Here is a 17397-nt window from a genome sequence, read left to right on the forward strand (position 1 = left end):
AGTGCTATTTCTCGGTTGAGCCTGCTCGACCGGGAGGAACAATCTGAATGAGAGTCTGGGCAGTCGCCAATCAAAAGGGTGGTGTTGGTAAAACCACTACGTCCATCGCTTTAGCCGGTTTACTGGCTGAGGCGGGCAAGCGCGTGGTTGTGGTCGATCTCGACCCCCACGGCTCGATGACCAGTTACTTCGGCTACGACCCCGACAACCTGGAACACAGCAGCTACGACCTGTTCCTGCACAAGGGCAGCGTGCCGGCGGGGTTGCCCGGTCAACTGCTGCTGCCCACCAGTGACGAACGTATTTCCCTGCTGCCTTCCAGCACCGCGCTGGCCACCCTTGAGCGTCAGTCGCCAGGGCAGAGCGGCCTGGGCCTGGTGATCGCCAAGAGCCTTGCGCAGTTGTGGCAGGATTTTGATTACGCGGTGATCGACAGCCCTCCATTGCTCGGCGTGCTAATGGTCAATGCCTTGGCGGCCAGCCAGCAGTTGGTCATTCCGGTGCAGACCGAGCACCTGGCGGTCAAAGGCCTGGAGCGCATGGTCAACACCCTGGCGATGATCAACCGTTCGCGTAAGCAAGCATTGCCATTCAGCATCGTGCCGACCTTGTTCGACCGTCGGACCCAGGCTTCCCTGGGCACCTTGCGGGTGCTGCGCGACATGTACCCCGAGGACATCTGGCAAGGCTACATTCCGGTCGATACGCGCTTGCGCGATGCCAGTCGGGCAGGGCTGACGCCTTCTCAGTTCGACGGCAAAAGTCGTGGGGTTCTGGCCTATCGGACGTTGCTCAAACACCTGCTTTCGCAGCAACTCGTTCCGCAGGTGGCTTGAGATGACGCTTATTTCTGCGGGGGAGAGTGTTCCAATGAACCGGCCGGTAAAAATCACTTCTCGCCCGCAACTGGCGCTGCAGTCTTATCTGAGCGCGTTGTTGCAGGAGGCGACCGAAGAGCTTGAGCTAATACCCGAAGCGCTGCCTGAGGTCGTGGACCTGCTGGACACGCTGGATGAATTTGAAGCCGCCGTGCTTGAAGAGCGGACTCGCGATGCTCAACAGCACCCGGTGGTCGCCCCGGTTGTAGCGGTTGTCATAGAGGCCTCGGCGCCGATTGCCCCGCCGGTGCTGGAAGCGCCTGCACCGATTCTCGCGCAGGTGGAACCGGCCGCACCCATGCTGCAAGCCTTGGTCACGCCGGTGGTCGAAGTCCATCTGCCGCCAAGCAACACACCGCCGCCAGTGGAAAGCGATGGTCGTCCTTCATGGGCTGCCGAGCCGTTCGAGTGCCTGCTGTTCGATGTGGCCGGTCTGACGCTGGCAGTGCCGCTGGTGTGCCTGGGCTCGATCTATTCCCTGGCCGGGCACGAGCTGACGCCGCTGTTCGGTCAGCCGGAGTGGTTCCTCGGGATTCTGCCGAGCCAGGCCGGCAACCTGAAGGTGTTGGATACCGCGCGCTGGGTCATGCCGGATCGTTACCGCGATGATTTCCGCCAGGGCCTGCAATACGTGATCTCGGTTCAGGGCTATGAATGGGGGCTGGCGGTGCATCAGGTCAGCCGTTCCTTGCGCCTGGACCCGAACGAAATCAAATGGCGCACTCACCGTGGTCAACGTCCGTGGCTCGCCGGCACGGTGATTGAACACATGTGCGCGCTGCTGGATGTGTCCGAGCTGGCTGAGCTGATTGCCAGCGGTGGGGCGAAGCAGATGCTCAGCAGCAAGCCGACCAACAAACCTGCATAACAAACACTAGGCGGCGCCTTGGGTGCGGCCAGACAGAACACACACCGTTTTCAACGGTTTTTTGAGGGGTCAGGGGTATGAATAAGTCGTCGTCTCTACAGAGTTCCGAAGATCCGATCCTGCAATGGGTAACCTTCAAACTGGACAATGAAACCTACGGCATCAATGTGATGCGCGTTCAGGAAGTTCTGCGTTACACCGAAATCGCCCCTGTGCCGGGTGCACCAAGCTACGTGCTGGGCATCATTAACTTGCGCGGCAACGTGGTCACTGTGATCGACACCCGTCAGCGCTTTGGCCTGATGAACGCCGAGATCAGCGACAACACCCGTATCGTGATCATCGAAGCCGACAAGCAAGTAGTCGGGATCATGGTCGACAGCGTGGCCGAAGTGGTTTACCTGCGTCAGTCGGAAATCGAAACCGCGCCTAACGTCGGTAACGAAGAGTCGGCCAAGTTCATCCAGGGCGTGTGCAACAAGAACAATGAGCTGCTGATTCTGGTCGAACTGGACAAGATGATGAGCGAAGAAGAATGGTCGGACCTGGAGCAAATCTGATTGATTCTTGAGGTTGCTGTGATTGTCCTGTTTGTCTTCTGGGCAGGCACGCTGGCGATGTTCCTGGCGTACATACGCAGCCAGCGTCTGATCGCGGCGCAGCAGGCCCAGGGCGAAGCGCTGCGTGATCAGCGCATCAAGGACCTGGCCAAGCGCGTCGACGACTACCAGAACGGTAATGTGCGCATGGGCGATGCGTTGCACGAACTGCGCGCGGTGGTTGCGCCGTTGCCGGACAAGCTCATTCAACTGGAGCAGCGCGACCCGACCAGCCTGTCATTCGCCCAGGCCGCGCGCCTGGTCGGAATGGGCGCCAGCGTCGACGAGCTGACCCAGTCCTGCGGCCTGACCCAGGCTGAAGCCGAGTTGATGAGCAAGTTGCACAAAAGCTGAAGCAAGCGGCTGGCGATGAACAATTGTGGCGAGGGAGCTTGCTCCCGCTGGGCTGCGAAGCGGCCCTAAAACCTGCAACCGCATTCTTTCAGAAAAACTGAATCAGCCGCTTTGCGACTGCTGCGCCCGAGCGCGGACCGGCCGGCGGGAGCAAGCTCCCTCGCCACAGGGTCCTCTGTATCCCTGGTGCACCGCGTCATAGTTTTCGCGGGAAAGTCCGCTCCCGCAAGAGCAACATATTACCTTGTGGGAGCGGGCTTGCCCGCGAAGACGGCCTAAAGCCAGCATCCCTCTCGACTAGTAATCCTCCCCACGATCCGTCACATCCCGCTCCACCCTTGGCGCCTGCGGGTCATGGCCTTCGGGGAACTTGCCTTTCAGGTTCCAGGCAAAAGCGATGATCTCGGCGATGGTCCGGTACAGCTCCTCCGGGATGCTGTCGCCCAGTTCCATTCTCGCCAGCAGTTTCACCAACTCAGCGTTTTCATAGATTGGCACTTCACAGTCGCGGGCAATCTTCAGAATGGCTTCGGCCAGTTCATCGTCGCCTTTGGCGGTGAGGGTCGGGGCGTGCTGGCCATCGTATTTGAGGGCGATGGCCTGGCGTGGCGGGTTAGGGTTTTTCATGCGGTTTCGTCGACCCAGCGTTGTTCGAGGCGGGTGTGTGCACCTTGAGGCGGTGTGCCGAGGTGGCAGTTCAGATCGCCGACGTTCAGGCCGGACGCTACCAGACGCTCACGCAGCCCGCTCAAGTGACTTTCAATCAGGCTGGCAGTGTACGGTCGCTCGGCCCATAACTGGCTGGACAGCTGGCCCTGAACCAGCTGCGCCTGAACCTGCAATGGCCCTAGCGGTTCCATATCGAACGCCAGCTCAACCCGCCACAACTGCTGCTTGGGTTCGCGTTCTTCCTTCTTCTCGCTCTGTTCTTTCTCGGGTGTTTCCTCACGCTGAAACTTGACCTGCAACGGCACGATGTCTTGTAGGTTGCGCATGGGGATTTCCAGCTGCCAGGTGCTTTGCAGATTGCCATCGGCGGTGGTGCCGGTCTGCTCCAGGCTCGACAGCTGATGGCTTTGCAGGCGCGAAACGGCCGCAGCGGCCAGACGCAGCAAGTGTTCCAGATCACCTTCGCCCTCAAGGCTTTGCAGCAAGCGTGAGGGCAGGGGAAAGCTGGTGGGCTGGGGTTTGGCGCTGACTTGACCTAGGGTGCCAAGGGCGCTGCGTACAAAACTCGGCAGAACCTGGGCCAGGGTATTGGCGGCAATGATTGCGTTGAAACTGGTGTTGCCCGGCAGACCAGGGGTGATTTGCGCAATCAATCGCAGCAGATTGCCTTTCATGTCCGGTGTCAGCGACGGGTTCTGACCAGCGAGCAATTTCGCTTCAAGGAACAGACCGCTGTTGGCCAGCGCCTGGGCCAGGCCCTTTGGTGTGCTCAGTTGTTGAACGTCCGGCAGCCCGGCCAGCAGCTTGTCGACCGCGGCACGCAAGTCGGCCGAGGTCGCGTCGGACGGTGTCTGGTTTTGCAGGGCATTGATCAGCCCGTCCAGCGAGCCCTGACGGCTCTGTTGTGTAATCAGTTGTTGCGCCACGGCCAGTTGCTCCTGACGACCGCTCAGGGGCACAAAGCTCAGCGAGTGTGAACCCTGGACCATGGCGCTGAGCAGACTGCCAATGCGCAGCGGCTGCGGGCTGTCGATGCTCAACGTGCTGCCGCTCAACGCGGTATTGAGCAAGCTCACCAGCGAGCGATAAACCGCCGGTTGGCCGGTGGCTTGCGGCATCAGTTGGGTGGTCAGTACCTTGCCTTGCAACAAAGTTCCGACCGGCAATTGCGAGGTATCCAGGCGGGTGAGGGTGGCGACGTTAGACGCGATGGCCTGCTGCACCGTGATCGCCAGATTGCCGGCCGACGGCTGGCTCACCGTTAGATTGGTGCCTTGCGGAAGCGGTTGGTTGCTGGTGGCTTGAACCGTGGTCTGGCGGCCACTGTCGAGGGTGACCTTGAGCAGAAACTGGAAAGTCTGATCCGTCTGCTTTAGCGACAGCACTTCAGCCTTGGCGGTTTGCCCTGCGACGATCAGGCCTTCCAGCGGTTGCAGCAGCTTGAGCAATTCGCCACTCACGGCAGCCGGGCGGGCAGTGCCGGGGGTTGGCTGCGGCAGCGGGAGGATGTTCATTTCGCCTGTCATCGGGTCACAACCTGTCGAAATTGCCCTCTTGAGAGCGGGACATGGCATGTATAATGCGGCCCCGTTATCAAGGGAGCGCTGAAAACATCACAAGTTTTTGACGCAGCTCTCTAGTACAGGCCGCTAATACATCTATTCTGCATCACTATAACGGCCGTTCCACCGCCGACTTGAACCGTAAAGGCCCGCGATCTCTTGACCAGCCCTCTTCTAGAAGCCGTAGCGCTCGCCTGTGAGCGAGACTGGCGGATGCTCTTCGAAAACCTCGAATTTCGTCTGGCGGGCGGCGACATGTTGCAGATCAGCGGCCCCAACGGCAGCGGCAAGACCAGCCTGCTGCGACTGCTCGCCGGGTTGATGCATCCGACCAGCGGCCAGGTCCTGCTCGATGGCCAGCCGTTGACTGCACAGCGCAGCGAACTGGCGCGCAACCTGCTGTGGATCGGCCACGCCGCCGGGATCAAGGATTTGCTGACCCCGGAAGAAAACCTCAGATGGCTCTGCGCCCTGCATCGGCCTGCCAGCCATGAGGCCATCTGGAAAGCGCTGGATTCTGTAGGTTTGCGTGGTTTCGAGGATGTGCCGTGTCACACCTTGTCCGCGGGTCAACGTCGCCGCGTGGCTCTGGCGCGGCTCTATCTGGACAGCCCGAAGCTGTGGGTCCTCGACGAACCTTTCACTGCCCTCGACAAACAAGGTGTGGCGCAGCTCGAAGAGCATTTGGCCATTCATTGTGAGACAGGTGGCATGGTGGTCTTGACCACTCACCACACCTTGAGCCGCATGCCAGCCAGTTACCGCGACATCGATTTGGGGTGCTGGGCCGTATGAGTGTTTTCGGACTACTGGTTGCCCGCGAGGCGCGGTTGTTGTTTCGCCGTCCAGCCGAACTGGCCAATCCTCTGGTTTTCTTCGCAATCGTCATCGCATTGTTTCCATTGGCGGTCGGTCCTGAGACTCAATTGTTGCAAACCTTGTCTCCGGGACTGGTCTGGGTAGCGGCCTTATTGTCCGTCCTGCTCTCGCTGGACGGGCTTTTCCGCAGTGATTTCGAGGATGGATCACTGGAGCAGTGGGTCCTTTCGCCGCACCCCCTGTCTCTTCTGGTTTTGGCCAAGGTACTGGCACACTGGGCGTTTTCCGGCCTGGCACTGGTTTTGCTGGCACCGTTACTAGCCTTGATGCTCGGTTTGCCTACCGCTTGTCTGCCGGTGTTGCTGCTTTCCCTGTTGCTGGGTACACCGGTACTGAGCCTGCTCGGTGCGGTGGGCGCGGCACTGACAGTCGGGTTGAAGCGTGGTGGACTCCTGCTGGCACTGTTGATTCTACCGTTGTACATCCCGGTATTGATTCTTGGCAGTGGCGCCTTGCAGGCGGCATTGCAGGGCATGCCGGCGACCGGGTATCTGCTGTGGCTTGGTAGCCTGACTGCCTTGGCAATAACCCTGACACCCTTTGCAATAGCCGCTAGTCTGAAGATCAGCGTCGGCGAATAATGAGGTCTGGTCAGTTTTGATCAGTAAAGACCCTGGCGGCTCGTAATGGCGAGCAGCAACCGTGATGGAAACAGTAATGAACTGGACTTGGTTTCATAAGCTCGGCTCGCCCAAGTGGTTTTACGGCACCAGCGGCAAACTGCTGCCTTGGCTGAGCGTTGCGGCGTTGCTGCTGATCGGCGTCGGTGTGGTCTGGGGCCTGGCGTTCGCGCCGCCGGACTACCAGCAAGGCAACAGCTTTCGGATCATCTACATCCACGTCCCGGCCGCCATGCTGGCGCAGTCCTGCTATGTGATGCTGGCGGTGTGCGGCATCGTCGGACTGGTGTGGAAGATGAAACTGGCCGATGTCGCGCTGCAATGCGCGGCACCGATCGGTGCCTGGATGACCGCCGTGGCGCTGGTCACCGGGGCGATCTGGGGCAAGCCGACCTGGGGCTCGTGGTGGGTCTGGGATGCACGACTAACGTCCATGCTGATTTTGCTGTTTCTGTACTTGGGTCTCATTGCGCTGGGCAACGCCATCAGTAATCGTGACAGTGCGGCCAAAGCCTGCGCGGTGCTGGCGATTGTCGGTGTGATCAACATCCCGATCATCAAATACTCGGTGCAGTGGTGGAACACACTGCATCAAGGTGCGACATTCAGTCTCACTGAGAAACCGGCCATGCCCGCCGAAATGTGGCTGCCGCTGCTGCTGACGGTACTGGGTTTCTACTGTTTCTTCGGCGCCGTGCTGTTGCTGCGCATGCGCCTTGAAGTGCTCAAGCGAGAAGCCCGCAGCACCTGGGTCAAGGCCCAGGTGCTGAACACTCTGGAGGCCGCACAATGAATTTTGCTTCCTTCGGCGACTTCCTCGCCATGGGTCATCATGGTTTATATGTCTGGTCAGCCTATGGCATCTGCTTTGCAGTGCTGGCCCTCAACGTCGCGGCGCCGATCCTGGCCCGCAAGCGTTATCTGCAACAAGAGGCGCGTCGTTTGCGCCGGGAGAACGGCAAGTGAATCCGCTGCGTAAAAAGCGTCTATTGATCATCCTCGCGATCCTGGTAGGGGTCGGCGCTGCCGTTGGCCTGGCCTTGAGCGCCTTGCAGCAGAATATCAATCTGTTCTACACCCCGACCCAGATCGCCAACGGCGAAGCGCCGCAAGACACCCGCATTCGTGCCGGCGGTATGGTCGAGAAGGGTTCGCTGCAACGCTCCGGGGATTCCCTGGACGTGAAATTCATCGTCACTGACTTCAACAAATCCGTAACTATCACCTATCGCGGCATCCTCCCGGATTTGTTCCGCGAAGGGCAGGGCATTGTCGCCCTCGGCAAGCTCAATGGTGATGGCGTGGTGGTGGCCGACGAAGTGCTGGCCAAGCACGACGAGAAGTACATGCCGCCGGAAGTGACCAAGGCCCTGAAAGACAGCGGCCAGTCGGCGCCTACACCAGCCAAAGAGGGTTAACCGATGACTTCTGCACTCTTTATTCCCGAGCTGGGCCATCTGGCGATGATCCTGGCCCTGTGCTTTGCCATCGTTCAGGCCATCGTGCCGCTGCTCGGTGCCTGGCGCGGTGATCGGCTGTGGATGAGCCTGGCACAGCCGGCCGCCTGGGGGCAGTTTACCTTTCTGGTATTCGCTTTCGGCTGCCTGACCTACGCCTTCATGACCGATGACTTCTCTGTCGGCTATGTCGCCAGTAACTCCAACAGCTCCTTGCCCTGGTACTACAAGTTCAGCGCCGTATGGGGTGCCCACGAAGGTTCGTTGCTGCTCTGGGCGCTGATCCTCGGTGGCTGGACCTTCGCGGTGTCGGTGTTCTCCCGGCAGTTGCCGCAAGTGATGCTGGCACGGGTGCTGGCAGTGATGGGCATGATCAGCACTGGCTTCCTGCTGTTCCTGATCCTCACCTCCAACCCGTTCGCGCGCATCCTGCCACAGATTCCTACCGACGGTCGCGACCTCAACCCGTTGTTGCAAGACATTGGTTTGATCGTTCACCCGCCAATGCTCTACATGGGTTATGTCGGTTTCTCCGTGGCGTTCGCCTTTGCCATCGCCGCCTTGCTTGGCGGTCGTCTTGATGCGGCATGGGCGCGCTGGTCGCGTCCTTGGACCATCGTCGCCTGGGCCTTCCTTGGTGTTGGCATCACCCTCGGCTCCTGGTGGGCCTACTACGAACTCGGCTGGGGTGGCTGGTGGTTCTGGGACCCGGTGGAAAACGCGTCTTTCATGCCTTGGCTGGTCGGTACCGCGTTGATTCACTCGCTGGCTGTTACCGAAAAACGTGGCGTGTTCAAAAGCTGGACCGTGCTGTTAGCCATTGCCGCATTCTCCCTGAGCCTGCTGGGAACCTTCCTGGTGCGTTCCGGTGTGCTGACTTCGGTGCATGCCTTCGCCTCTGATCCTGCGCGCGGCGTGTTCATCCTGATCTTCTTGCTGTTCGTGGTCGGCGGTTCGCTGACGTTGTTCGCTTTACGTGCACCGGTGGTCAAGAGCCATGTCGGCTTCAACCTGTGGTCGCGGGAAACCCTGCTACTGGGCAACAACCTGGTACTGGTCGTCGTCGCGTCAATGATTCTGCTCGGCACCTTGTACCCGCTGGTGCTCGATGCCCTGACCGGCGCCAAGTTGTCGGTCGGCCCGCCGTACTTCAATGCGTTGTTCATTCCGTTGATGGCGCTGCTGATGGTGGTGATGGCGGTTGGCATGCTGGTGCGCTGGAAAGATACCCCGGTCAAATGGCTGGCGAACATGCTCACCCCGGTGCTGCTCGGCAGTGCTGCGCTGGCCGTGGTGGCCGGCATCGCATATGGCGACTTCAACTGGGCCGTGCTGGCCACCTTCATGCTCGCTGCCTGGGTGTTGTTGGCCGGTGTGCGCGACATCTTCGACAAAACTCGCCACAAAGGCCTGATCAAAGGTCTGCCAACCCTGACCCGTAGCTATTGGGGCATGCAGGTGGCGCACCTTGGGATCGCGGTCTGCGCCTTGGGCGTGGTGCTTTCCAGCCAGAACAGTGCTGAGCGTGACTTGCGTCTGGCGCCGGGCGAATCCATGGACCTGGCCGGTTACCACTTCATCTTCGAAGGCGCCAAGCACTTCGAAGGCCCGAACTTCACCTCCGACAAAGGCACTATTCGTGTCATTCGCGACGGCAAGGAAGTCAGCGTGTTGCACCCGGAAAAACGTCTCTACACGGTGCAGAACTCGGTGATGACCGAAGCCGGGATCGACGCTGGTTTCACTCGTGACCTGTACGTTGCCCTGGGCGAGCCATTGGGCGATGGCGCCTGGGCGGTCCGCGTGCACGTCAAACCGTTCGTGCGCTGGATTTGGTTCGGTGGCTTGCTCACTGGTCTGGGTGGCTTGCTGGCGGCGCTGGATCGGCGTTATCGGGTTAAGGTGAAAAGCCGTGTGCGGGAAGCACTGGGCATGTCGGGAGCCACTGCATGAAGCGTTGGATAATGTTGTTGCCGCTGGCGTTGTTTCTGGTGCTGGCGGTGTTCCTCTACCGAGGGCTGTACCTGGACCCGGCCGAGCTGCCGTCGGCGATGATTGACAAGCCATTCCCGGCGTTCTCGTTGCAGTCTGTGCAAGACGGCAAGACCCTGACCCAGGCCGATCTAATCGGTAAACCGGCGTTGGTCAACGTCTGGGCCACCTGGTGCATTTCCTGCCGGGTCGAACACCCGGTGCTGAACAAACTGGCCCAACAGGGCGTGCTGATCTACGGCATCAACTACAAGGACGACAATGCCGCGGCCTTGAAGTGGCTGAGCGAGTTTCACAACCCGTACCAGTTGAATATCCATGACGGGGAGGGCTCTCTGGGCCTGAACCTCGGTGTGTATGGCGCGCCGGAAACCTTCTTCGTCGACAGCAAAGGCATCATCCGCGACAAGTACGTGGGTGTGATCGACGAAGCGGTCTGGCGCGAAAAACTGGCCGCCAAGTATCAGGCACTGGTCGATGAGGCCAAGCCATGAAGCGCTGGATCGCCGCGGCTGTTCTCGGCCTGAGCATCGCCGGTGTGGCTCACGCCGCGATCGACACTTACGAGTTCGCCAATGATGGCGACCGCGAGCGTTTTCGCGAGCTGACCAAAGAGCTGCGTTGCCCCAAGTGCCAGAATCAGGACATCGCTGATTCCAACGCACCGATTGCCGCTGATTTGCGCAAAGAGATTTTCCGCATGCTCGGCGAGGGCAAAGACAATCAGCAGATCATCGACTTCATGGTCGACCGCTATGGCGACTTCGTGCGCTACAAACCGGCCCTGACCTCGAAAACCGCGGTGCTCTGGTTCGGTCCGGCCGGGCTGTTGCTCGGTGGTGTGGTGATCATTGGCGTGATCATCCGCCGGCGTCGCGTACAGCGCACTGATACCCCGGATACGCTTTCCTTTGATGAGAGCAAGCGCCTCGATCAACTTTTGGATAAAGATAAGAATGATTGATTTCTGGCTCGCTGCAGGTCTGCTCTTATTAGTTGCCCTGAGTTTTCTGCTCATTCCTGTTTTACGCGGCCGCCGTGCCCAGCGTGAAGAGGACCGTACCGCGCTGAACGTGGCGCTTTACCAAGAGCGCGTGGCTGAGTTGCAAACTCAGCAGGAAGAGGGCGTACTCACTCCAGTGCAAATGGACACCGGCCGCGCGGAAGCGGCCCGTGAACTGCTGACCGACACCGAAGGCGCCGATACCGCGCGGGTTTCGCGTTTGGGCAAGCCGCTGCCATTGCTGGCGGCGATACTGGTGCCGGTGTTGGGCCTTGGTCTGTACCTGCATTTCGGTGCCAGCGACAAGGTCGAGCTGACCCGCGAATTCGCCCAGGCACCACAATCGATGGAAGAGATGACCCGTCGTCTTGAGCGCGCTGTGGCCGCGCAGCCGGATTCGGCTGAAGCTCTGTATTTCCTCGGTCGAGCCTACATGGCCCAGAATCGCCCGGCGGATGCGGCGAAGATCTTTGAGCGCACCGTGGCGCTGGCCGATCGTCAGCCGGAACTGCTCGGCCAATGGGCTCAGGCGCAATATTTCGCCGACAACAAGCAATGGTCGGACAAGGTTCAAGCCCTGACCGATGAAGCGTTGAAGGCTGATCCGAAAGAAGTCACCAGCCTTGGTCTACTGGGCATTGTCGCCTTCGAGGGCGAGCGTTATCAGGACGCCATCGACTACTGGAATCGTTTGCTGGCGCAACTGCCGCCGGACGATAACTCCCGTACCGCGCTGCAAGGCGGCATCGCCCGGGCCAGTGAAAAACTGCAGGCCAGTGGCGGCAAAGTCGCTCAAGCGCCGGTCGTCGCGGCGAAAACCGCAGCACTGCTCAAGGTTCGCGTTGACCTGGCGGCGGATCTGAAAGCCAAGGTCCAGCCGGGTGACAGTGTATTCATCTTCGCCCGCGCCACCTCGGGCCCACCCGCGCCACTTGCCGCCAAGCGTCTGACCGTTGCTGATTTGCCCGCGACCGTCGAGCTGGGTGATAGCGACGCGATGATGCCGCAGTTGAAACTGTCGAACTTCCCCGAAGTCCAACTGGTTGCACGCATTTCGCGCGCCGGCCAACCGACTGCCGGCGAGTGGATCGGTCGCAGCCAGCCCCTGGCCAGCGGCACCACCGCGCCGCAGCAATTGACCATCGACAGCCCGGATAAATAACAGAGAAGTCACCTATGACCGCCATTGCTCGTATCACCCTGCTTAGTCTGGTCCTGGGGTTAAGCGCCTGTGCGGTCCAACACCCGGCGCCAACCACCTTGCCACCCATCCCGCCTTCGGGGCCGAGCACCAAACCGGTTCCGTCTACGACGCCTGGTAAACCGACCACTCCAACCAAGCCCGCCAAGCCGCTGCCACGCACCTCCGCGAGTTTCGCCCCGCCACCGGGCGGTAATAGCCATTGGGATTCGAAGCTGGGCGTCTACGTCCTCGACGATCAGACCGACACCTTCTACCGCCAACGCACCTACTATCGCTGGAATAACGGCTGGAGCCGCTCCGTCAGCCCGAACGGGCCTTGGGAAGAGACGGATATTCATGGCGTGCCATCGGGGTTGGGGCGTCAATACCAGCAGTGAAGAAAACGGCGATCTATCGAGATCGCCGTTTTTTTTCAGCCGCAGATCAAGAGGCTTTCAACGCCTTTACCAAAGGCGCTCTCCGTGGAATGTCAGGATGTATTTCCAGATTTTGCAGTCGACCTTCTTCGAGTAGGACTGCGAACTGTATTCGGCTAGGGTTTGCGGTCACCCCATTTTCAGGAGGCAACATGCAGAGGCCCGCGATCAATCCGTCCTCGGTTTTCAACTCGCTGCAGTACGGGTTCAGTCAAGCGCTAGAGGTGCGTGGGGGTCGCCGATTGCTCCTTTCCGGTCAGGTCGGTGTCGATGCCAACGAGCGCACGGTTGGGCCTGGCCTGTTCGAGCAAAGCTGCACGGCCATCGATAACATCGAGAAGCTGTTGGCTGAGCGGGGAGGGAATTTAAGCCATGTGATCATGTTGCGGATCTACATCGCCGAATCGGCTCGCAACGAGCAGGAATCTATCGTCAAGGTGTTGCGCGAGCGGTTCCCTGACAATCCGCCGCCATCCTCCTGGATCATCGTCAGTGGATTGTCGCTACCGGAGTGGTTGATCGAGATCGAGGCCGAAGCGGTGCTTGCCGACTGACGTCATTGAGTGATGGCTGGTTGAGGCAATCGATCAGAATTTGCCTTGGCTGATCGGGCCTCTTCGCGGGCAAGCCTCTCTTCTACAGAAATAGCGCAGTACCTGTGGGAGCGTGGCTTGCCCGCGAAGGCGTCGGAACATTCAGAATAAATCTCAAGGGAACACCGCTTACAGCTCACCAGCAGACTCGCTCCAGCTTTCTGCAAAGTTGGCGCCATAGTCATTCAACACTCTGTAAAACAGATACCCATACCCCATCCCAAGAAAGACTTGCCGGCTGCAAGAGATTGCCGCTGCCGCGCACCTCCGCGAGTTTCGCTCCGCCACCGGGCGGCAATAGCCATTGGGATGCAAAGTTGGGCGTCTACGTCCTCGACGACCAGACCGACACCTTCTACCGCCAACGCACCTACTACCGCTGGAACAACGGCTGGAGCCGCTCCGTCAGCCCGAACGGGCCTTGGGAAGAGACGGATATTCATGGCGTGCCGTCGGGGTTGGGGCGTCAGTATCACAATTGAATCTGCTGCGCCTGTGAAAAGATCGCAGCCTGCTGCAGCTACGGATTAGCGCACACCTGGAATTGCGGGTGCACGCGGTACCCCCTGTAAGAGCTGCCGATGGTTCGGGCCGCGTTCGGACGATCTTTTTGCGGTGCACTCGCTCATTGATCTTTGCTAACCCTTGCGCACCAACAACTGCTCCACATAATCCACAAACGCCCGCGCCTTGGCACTGGCCATGCGCCCGGTGGGGAACACTGCCCACAGGTCCAGGCTCGGCAGATGCCAATCGGTCATCACTTCCTTGACCTCGCCACTGGCCAGCTCCGGAGCGAACATCCACTGCGAAGCCATGGTCAGCCCCTGATGGGCCAGCACGGCCTCACGCAAACCTTCGGCAGCATTGACCCGCACTCGTCCATTGATAATCACCGACTGCTCGCTGTCACTTTGGGTGAATTGCCAATTGGCGCCACCCCCCAAGGTGTAGACGATCGCCTGATGTTTCATCAGGTCAGACGGCGATGTGGGCTCGCCATGCTTTTCGAAATACGCCGTTGTGCCGAGCACCACTCGGCGGCATTCGCTGATCTTGCGTGCGGTCAGGCCTGAATCACTCAACGTGCCCATACGCAGGGCGACGTCGATGCCTTCTTCCACCAGATTGATATTGCGGTCGTCCAGCATCACATCGATGTTCAGATCCGGATGCTGATCGAGAAACGGCCCCAGATGCGGAACGATGTGCAGCCGGGCGAAGGTCACTGCCGCGCAAATACGCAAATTCCCGGTAAGCCCGGTACCTGCACCGCGTGCGGCGAAATCGGCTTCGTTGGCTTCTTCGATGGAACGCTTGGCTCGCTCGAAAAACGCCAACCCGGCCTCGGTCGGCGTCAGCCCGCGGGTCGAGCGCAGCAACAGGCGAACCGCCAATCGCGCCTCTAGCTGCGCGATGGTTTTTGACACGGCAGGCTGACCGATATTCAAGCGCCGGGCGGCGGCGGAGAACGAGCCGGTTTCCACCACACAGACAAAAGTTTCCATCGTCGCCAGACGGTCCATCGAGTTTCCTTATGCAGTGGATGTGATGCGTCAGAGCGGTTTAGCCGCCAATGGAGGCCAGCATCGCTTCGGGCTCTGGGCGTTGAGTGTAATCCGGGTTGACCTCGGCGTAGCGAATCACCCCGTCCTGACCGATCACGTAGCGCGCTGGCATCGGTAGCGTCCAGGACGGATCGTCGTTGAAGGTCGGCAGGTCGTTGCGCAGATTCTTGTACAGATCAATCAAGTAGTCCGGCAACTCGAAGCGCAAGCCGAAGGCTGCCGCGACGTCATTGTGAGTATCGCTGAGAATCGGAAACTCCAGGCCATTAGTGCGAACCGACTTGCGGCTGTTGGCGGCGATTTGCGGAGAGATTGCCAGCAGACTCGCTCCCGCTTCCTGCAAGGTTGGCAGGAATGCCTGCAAGGCTTGCAACTCCAAGTTGCAGTAAGGGCACCAGACACCGCGATAGAAGGTCAGGACCAGCGGCCCTTTGGCCAGCAGTTCGGCGGAGGATACCGCGTTGCCATCGGGATCCTTGAGGGTGAACAGCGGCGCTTTGTCACCGACTTTGAGTGCCCGCTCGGCGGCGCCCGATGCGATCAACTCGGCGGTGGCGCGCTCCATGACGGGATGGATTTCGGCCGGGGCGTTGTAGGGAGGTTTACCGGCTTTGAAGTCGGCCTTGAAGGCGTCGAGTTTTACTTGAAGTGTCATCGTCGTATTCCTTAAAGAGAGGAGCCGAGTGGCTGAGACGAATGATGACCGGGGAGGGAATGGCTTGGAACGCAGGTGGGGAGCATAGGATTCATGCTCGCGGGGAATGAGCTCATCGCTTGTTCAACACCCGGTAAAACAACAGGAAGTCATGGATCGGTTCTTTGTGCTTGAATAAAAATAACTCCAGGGTTATAGGAGGCGAGCTGGGCTTGTCTAGCAAGGCTGTAGTTTCGCAGGAGAACCGCAATGCAATATCCAATCTGTATCGAATGGGGCGACGAAAACACTGCTATCGGTATTCAGATCCCCGATATACCGGGTGCCGTGACCGCAGGCGATACATTCGAAGAGGCCTACAACGCGGCGGTCGAGATCGCGCACATCATGCTGCAAGAGATTGCCGCTGACGGACAGGCCATTCCTATGCCGACTTCGGCAGCGGCGCACCGTGGTAATCCCGATTTCGCCGACATGGGTTGGGGAATGCTGGAGCTTGATATCGCGCCTTATCTCGGCAAAACCGAGAAGGTAAACGTGACGCTGCCAGGCTTCGTCATTCAGCGCATCGATCGTTATGTGCGTGAGCACAACGTTAAAAGCCGCTCCTCATTTTTGGCAGATGCGGCGATGGAGAAGTTGGTTCGGCACTAGGTGCAGCGTTTAGATCGTCAGAAAAATCGCTTTCGCGGGCAAGCCTCGCTCCCACAGGTTGCGGAAAACCTTATGGGAGCGGGCTTGCCCGCGAAGCTTTTGAGATTCACACAGTCACCAGCACTCCCTTCTCTGAAACACTCAAAAACCGCATCAGTGCCAGCAACGGAAACGCGCTGCCAACGATCACGATCCACAGCCAGCCGCCCTGTTCGTACAGCGCACTGGCAATCGATGAACCAAAGGCGCCGCCGATGAAGATGCTGGTCATGTACAGCGCGTTGAGGCGGCTGCGACTGGCGGCGTCGAGGGCGTAGACCGCGCGTTGGCCGAGCACCATGTTCATTTGTACGCAGAAATCCAGCACCACGCCGGTCACCGCCAGGCCGATCACGCTGTAGGCCGGATGGACTAACGCAGGCAGGAAACTCAGCGCGGCAAACAGCATCGCCAGCAGCGACGCGATGCGCGTGTGGCCAGCGTCGGCCAGGCGTCCGCTGATGGGCGCTGCGATGGCACCAATGGTACCGACCAGGGCGAAGAGGGCGATTTGGGTTTGTGACAGCGCATGATTGCGCGCCAGTTCCAGCGGTACGGCGGTCCAGAACAGGCTGAAGGTGGCAAACATGCAGCCCTGATAAAACGCCCGCTGACGCAGTATCGGTTGTTGGCTCAATAACGTGCCCAAGGAACGCAGCAACTGGCCATAGGTCGCGCTATGGTCGGGCTGACGCTTGGGCACGGTGACAGCAAGTACGATGCTGATCGCCGCCATCAACAGGGCCGCTGCGATGAACATGGCGCGCCAGCCGAAATGGTCGGCCACCACGCTGGATACCGGGCGAGCCAGCAGAATCCCCAGCAGCAAACCGCCCATGATCCCGCCTACCACGCGCCCGCGAGACTCGGCCGGCGCCAGGTGTGCAGCCAATGGAATCAGGATTTGCACCGACACCGAACTGAAGCCAATCAGCAGTGAAATTAGCAAAAACGCGTTAGGTTGATCGATGAATGCCGCGCCCAGCAGGCTGGCGATGGCGATCACAGTGGTGATGATCATCAACCGGCGGTTTTCCAGCAGGTCGCCCAGCGGCACTAGAAAGAACAAGCCGAGGGCATAGCCAATCTGCGTCAGTGACACAATCAGGCTGGCCATGGTGCTGGACAAGCCGATGTCCGGCGCGATCAGTTCGATGATCGGTTGCGCGTAGTAAATATTGGCGACGATCGCGCCGCAGCAGAATGCAAACAACAGCACCATGCCTCGGGTCATGGTGGCCGTGCCGGTGGGCGGCCCTGGGGTTTTGGCGTTCATTGGCAATTCTCGTTCGAACAAGGGGAGGATGCGAGTGAGGCTAAAGGAATGGCCGCCAACACAGTAGGTAACCCGAGGCGATAGCTTTTATGCCCAATAGGAATGAGTGAG

21 protein-coding genes and 1 pseudogene are annotated in these 17397 nt (G+C 59.7%); 17 read left to right on the forward strand and 5 right to left on the reverse strand.

Annotation, left to right across the window (positions count from 1 at the left end):
* The first annotated feature begins 47 nt into the window (after positions 1-47).
* From ACN1C3_RS31385 to ACN1C3_RS31400, 4 genes are all read left to right on the forward strand, one after another.
* Complete coding sequence (locus tag ACN1C3_RS31385) at positions 48-836, forward strand: ParA family protein (RefSeq protein ID WP_419119611.1); 789 nt, start codon at positions 48-50, stop codon at positions 834-836.
* A 34-nt stretch (positions 837-870) separates the two neighbouring features.
* Positions 871-1746 carry a CheW domain-containing protein gene (locus ACN1C3_RS31390; RefSeq protein ID WP_419119612.1) on the forward strand — a complete coding sequence of 292 codons (876 nt, stop codon included), beginning with the start codon at positions 871-873 and terminating at the stop codon, positions 1744-1746.
* Between the two features lie 77 nt (positions 1747-1823).
* Positions 1824-2306 (forward strand): chemotaxis protein CheW, encoded by a 483-nt coding sequence (locus ACN1C3_RS31395; protein WP_419119613.1) that lies wholly within the window; start codon positions 1824-1826, stop codon positions 2304-2306.
* Positions 2307-2699, forward strand: coding sequence for a DUF2802 domain-containing protein (locus ACN1C3_RS31400; protein WP_419119614.1), 393 nt, complete (start codon positions 2307-2309; stop codon positions 2697-2699). It abuts the gene before it with no gap.
* Positions 2700-2996: 297 nt separating this feature from the next.
* Here ACN1C3_RS31400 and ACN1C3_RS31405 read toward each other — a convergent pair whose 3' ends face one another.
* Together ACN1C3_RS31405 and ACN1C3_RS31410 are read right to left on the reverse strand one after the other, a co-directional pair.
* A complete protein-coding gene (locus ACN1C3_RS31405) occupies positions 2997-3326 on the reverse strand; it encodes an EscU/YscU/HrcU family type III secretion system export apparatus switch protein (protein ID WP_419119615.1) in 330 nt (109 codons plus the stop codon).
* Complete coding sequence (locus ACN1C3_RS31410) at positions 3323-4894, reverse strand: flagellar hook-length control protein FliK (protein ID WP_419119616.1); 1572 nt, start codon at positions 4892-4894, stop codon at positions 3323-3325. Before ACN1C3_RS31410 ends, ACN1C3_RS31405 begins: the two co-directional genes overlap by 4 nt.
* 249 nt (positions 4895-5143) lie before the next feature.
* Here ACN1C3_RS31410 and ccmA point away from each other — a divergent pair, with 249 nt between their 5' ends.
* From ccmA to ACN1C3_RS31470, 12 genes and pseudogenes are all read left to right on the forward strand, one after another.
* A complete protein-coding gene (ccmA, locus tag ACN1C3_RS31415) occupies positions 5144-5725 on the forward strand; it encodes a cytochrome c biogenesis heme-transporting ATPase CcmA (RefSeq protein WP_419119617.1) in 582 nt (193 codons plus the stop codon).
* A complete protein-coding gene (ccmB, locus tag ACN1C3_RS31420; protein ID WP_419119618.1) occupies positions 5722-6390 on the forward strand; it encodes a heme exporter protein CcmB in 669 nt (222 codons plus the stop codon). Before ccmA ends, ccmB begins: the two co-directional genes overlap by 4 nt.
* A gap of 76 nt (positions 6391-6466) precedes the next feature.
* Entirely contained in the window at positions 6467-7222 is a 756-nt protein-coding gene (locus ACN1C3_RS31425) for a heme ABC transporter permease (RefSeq protein WP_419119619.1), read from the forward strand.
* Entirely contained in the window at positions 7219-7395 is a 177-nt protein-coding gene (gene ccmD / locus ACN1C3_RS31430; protein ID WP_419119620.1) for a heme exporter protein CcmD, read from the forward strand. The genes ACN1C3_RS31425 and ccmD overlap by 4 nt, the downstream gene beginning before the upstream one ends.
* Positions 7392-7847, forward strand: a complete 456-nt coding sequence (gene ccmE / locus ACN1C3_RS31435; RefSeq protein WP_419119621.1) for a cytochrome c maturation protein CcmE — start codon at positions 7392-7394, stop codon at positions 7845-7847. Before ccmD ends, ccmE begins: the two co-directional genes overlap by 4 nt.
* 3 nt (positions 7848-7850) lie before the next feature.
* Positions 7851-9839 (forward strand): heme lyase CcmF/NrfE family subunit, encoded by a 1989-nt coding sequence (locus tag ACN1C3_RS31440; protein ID WP_419119622.1) that lies wholly within the window; start codon positions 7851-7853, stop codon positions 9837-9839.
* Positions 9836-10372 (forward strand): DsbE family thiol:disulfide interchange protein, encoded by a 537-nt coding sequence (locus ACN1C3_RS31445; protein ID WP_419119623.1) that lies wholly within the window; start codon positions 9836-9838, stop codon positions 10370-10372. Before ACN1C3_RS31440 ends, ACN1C3_RS31445 begins: the two co-directional genes overlap by 4 nt.
* The gene (locus ACN1C3_RS31450) at positions 10369-10842 is read left to right on the forward strand and encodes a cytochrome c-type biogenesis protein (RefSeq protein ID WP_419119624.1); all 474 of its coding nucleotides are present in this window, start codon (positions 10369-10371) and stop codon (positions 10840-10842) included. The genes ACN1C3_RS31445 and ACN1C3_RS31450 overlap by 4 nt, the downstream gene beginning before the upstream one ends.
* Positions 10835-12043, forward strand: coding sequence for a c-type cytochrome biogenesis protein CcmI (ccmI, locus tag ACN1C3_RS31455; protein WP_419119625.1), 1209 nt, complete (start codon positions 10835-10837; stop codon positions 12041-12043). The genes ACN1C3_RS31450 and ccmI overlap by 8 nt, the downstream gene beginning before the upstream one ends.
* 14 nt (positions 12044-12057) lie before the next feature.
* Positions 12058-12462 (forward strand): hypothetical protein, encoded by a 405-nt coding sequence (locus ACN1C3_RS31460; RefSeq protein WP_419119626.1) that lies wholly within the window; start codon positions 12058-12060, stop codon positions 12460-12462.
* A 191-nt stretch (positions 12463-12653) separates the two neighbouring features.
* The gene (locus tag ACN1C3_RS31465) at positions 12654-13055 is read left to right on the forward strand and encodes a RidA family protein (RefSeq protein ID WP_419119627.1); all 402 of its coding nucleotides are present in this window, start codon (positions 12654-12656) and stop codon (positions 13053-13055) included.
* Positions 13056-13345: 290 nt separating this feature from the next.
* Positions 13346-13576: pseudogene (locus ACN1C3_RS31470) on the forward strand (hypothetical protein); the annotation flags it as partial.
* Positions 13577-13732: 156 nt separating this feature from the next.
* Here ACN1C3_RS31470 and ACN1C3_RS31475 read toward each other — a convergent pair.
* Both ACN1C3_RS31475 and ACN1C3_RS31480 read right to left on the reverse strand, forming a co-directional pair.
* Positions 13733-14620 (reverse strand): LysR family transcriptional regulator, encoded by an 888-nt coding sequence (locus tag ACN1C3_RS31475; protein WP_419119628.1) that lies wholly within the window; start codon positions 14618-14620, stop codon positions 13733-13735.
* Between the two features lie 40 nt (positions 14621-14660).
* The gene (locus ACN1C3_RS31480; protein ID WP_419119629.1) at positions 14661-15317 is read right to left on the reverse strand and encodes a peroxiredoxin-like family protein; all 657 of its coding nucleotides are present in this window, start codon (positions 15315-15317) and stop codon (positions 14661-14663) included.
* Between the two features lie 249 nt (positions 15318-15566).
* Here ACN1C3_RS31480 and ACN1C3_RS31485 point away from each other — a divergent pair, with 249 nt between their 5' ends.
* Positions 15567-15971 (forward strand): type II toxin-antitoxin system HicB family antitoxin, encoded by a 405-nt coding sequence (locus ACN1C3_RS31485; RefSeq protein ID WP_419119630.1) that lies wholly within the window; start codon positions 15567-15569, stop codon positions 15969-15971.
* Between the two features lie 106 nt (positions 15972-16077).
* Here the strand turns inward: ACN1C3_RS31485 and ACN1C3_RS31490 are convergent, their stop codons facing one another.
* Positions 16078-17286, reverse strand: a complete 1209-nt coding sequence (locus ACN1C3_RS31490; RefSeq protein WP_419119631.1) for an MFS transporter — start codon at positions 17284-17286, stop codon at positions 16078-16080.
* Positions 17287-17397 lie beyond the last annotated feature (111 nt).

Origin of the sequence: Pseudomonas sp. H11T01 (assembly GCF_048515765.1) — a bacterium.
Classification (GTDB): Bacteria; Pseudomonadota; Gammaproteobacteria; order Pseudomonadales; family Pseudomonadaceae; genus Aquipseudomonas.

Bases quoted from the DNA above. Each gene is read 5' to 3' on its own strand.
- ccmD (WP_419119620.1), top strand. From the start codon at position 7,219: ATGAATTTTGCTTCCTTCGGCGACTTCCTCGCCATGGGTCATCATGGT.
- ACN1C3_RS31410 (WP_419119616.1), bottom strand. From the start codon at position 4,894: ATGACAGGCGAAATGAACATCCTCCCGCTGCCGCAGCCAACCCCCGGC.
- ACN1C3_RS31490 (WP_419119631.1), bottom strand. From the start codon at position 17,286: ATGAACGCCAAAACCCCAGGGCCGCCCACCGGCACGGCCACCATGACC.
- ACN1C3_RS31425 (WP_419119619.1), top strand. From the start codon at position 6,467: ATGAACTGGACTTGGTTTCATAAGCTCGGCTCGCCCAAGTGGTTTTAC.
- ACN1C3_RS31450 (WP_419119624.1), top strand. From the start codon at position 10,369: ATGAAGCGCTGGATCGCCGCGGCTGTTCTCGGCCTGAGCATCGCCGGT.
- ACN1C3_RS31465 (WP_419119627.1), top strand. From the start codon at position 12,654: ATGCAGAGGCCCGCGATCAATCCGTCCTCGGTTTTCAACTCGCTGCAG.
- ACN1C3_RS31390 (WP_419119612.1), top strand. From the start codon at position 871: ATGAACCGGCCGGTAAAAATCACTTCTCGCCCGCAACTGGCGCTGCAG.
- ACN1C3_RS31480 (WP_419119629.1), bottom strand. From the start codon at position 15,317: ATGACACTTCAAGTAAAACTCGACGCCTTCAAGGCCGACTTCAAAGCC.
- ACN1C3_RS31385 (WP_419119611.1), top strand. From the start codon at position 48: ATGAGAGTCTGGGCAGTCGCCAATCAAAAGGGTGGTGTTGGTAAAACC.
- ACN1C3_RS31445 (WP_419119623.1), top strand. From the start codon at position 9,836: ATGAAGCGTTGGATAATGTTGTTGCCGCTGGCGTTGTTTCTGGTGCTG.
- ACN1C3_RS31485 (WP_419119630.1), top strand. From the start codon at position 15,567: ATGCAATATCCAATCTGTATCGAATGGGGCGACGAAAACACTGCTATC.
- ACN1C3_RS31440 (WP_419119622.1), top strand. From the start codon at position 7,851: ATGACTTCTGCACTCTTTATTCCCGAGCTGGGCCATCTGGCGATGATC.
- ACN1C3_RS31395 (WP_419119613.1), top strand. From the start codon at position 1,824: ATGAATAAGTCGTCGTCTCTACAGAGTTCCGAAGATCCGATCCTGCAA.
- ccmA (WP_419119617.1), top strand. From the start codon at position 5,144: ATGCTCTTCGAAAACCTCGAATTTCGTCTGGCGGGCGGCGACATGTTG.
- ACN1C3_RS31460 (WP_419119626.1), top strand. From the start codon at position 12,058: ATGACCGCCATTGCTCGTATCACCCTGCTTAGTCTGGTCCTGGGGTTA.
- ACN1C3_RS31405 (WP_419119615.1), bottom strand. From the start codon at position 3,326: ATGAAAAACCCTAACCCGCCACGCCAGGCCATCGCCCTCAAATACGAT.
- ACN1C3_RS31475 (WP_419119628.1), bottom strand. From the start codon at position 14,620: ATGGACCGTCTGGCGACGATGGAAACTTTTGTCTGTGTGGTGGAAACC.
- ccmI (WP_419119625.1), top strand. From the start codon at position 10,835: ATGATTGATTTCTGGCTCGCTGCAGGTCTGCTCTTATTAGTTGCCCTG.
- ccmB (WP_419119618.1), top strand. From the start codon at position 5,722: ATGAGTGTTTTCGGACTACTGGTTGCCCGCGAGGCGCGGTTGTTGTTT.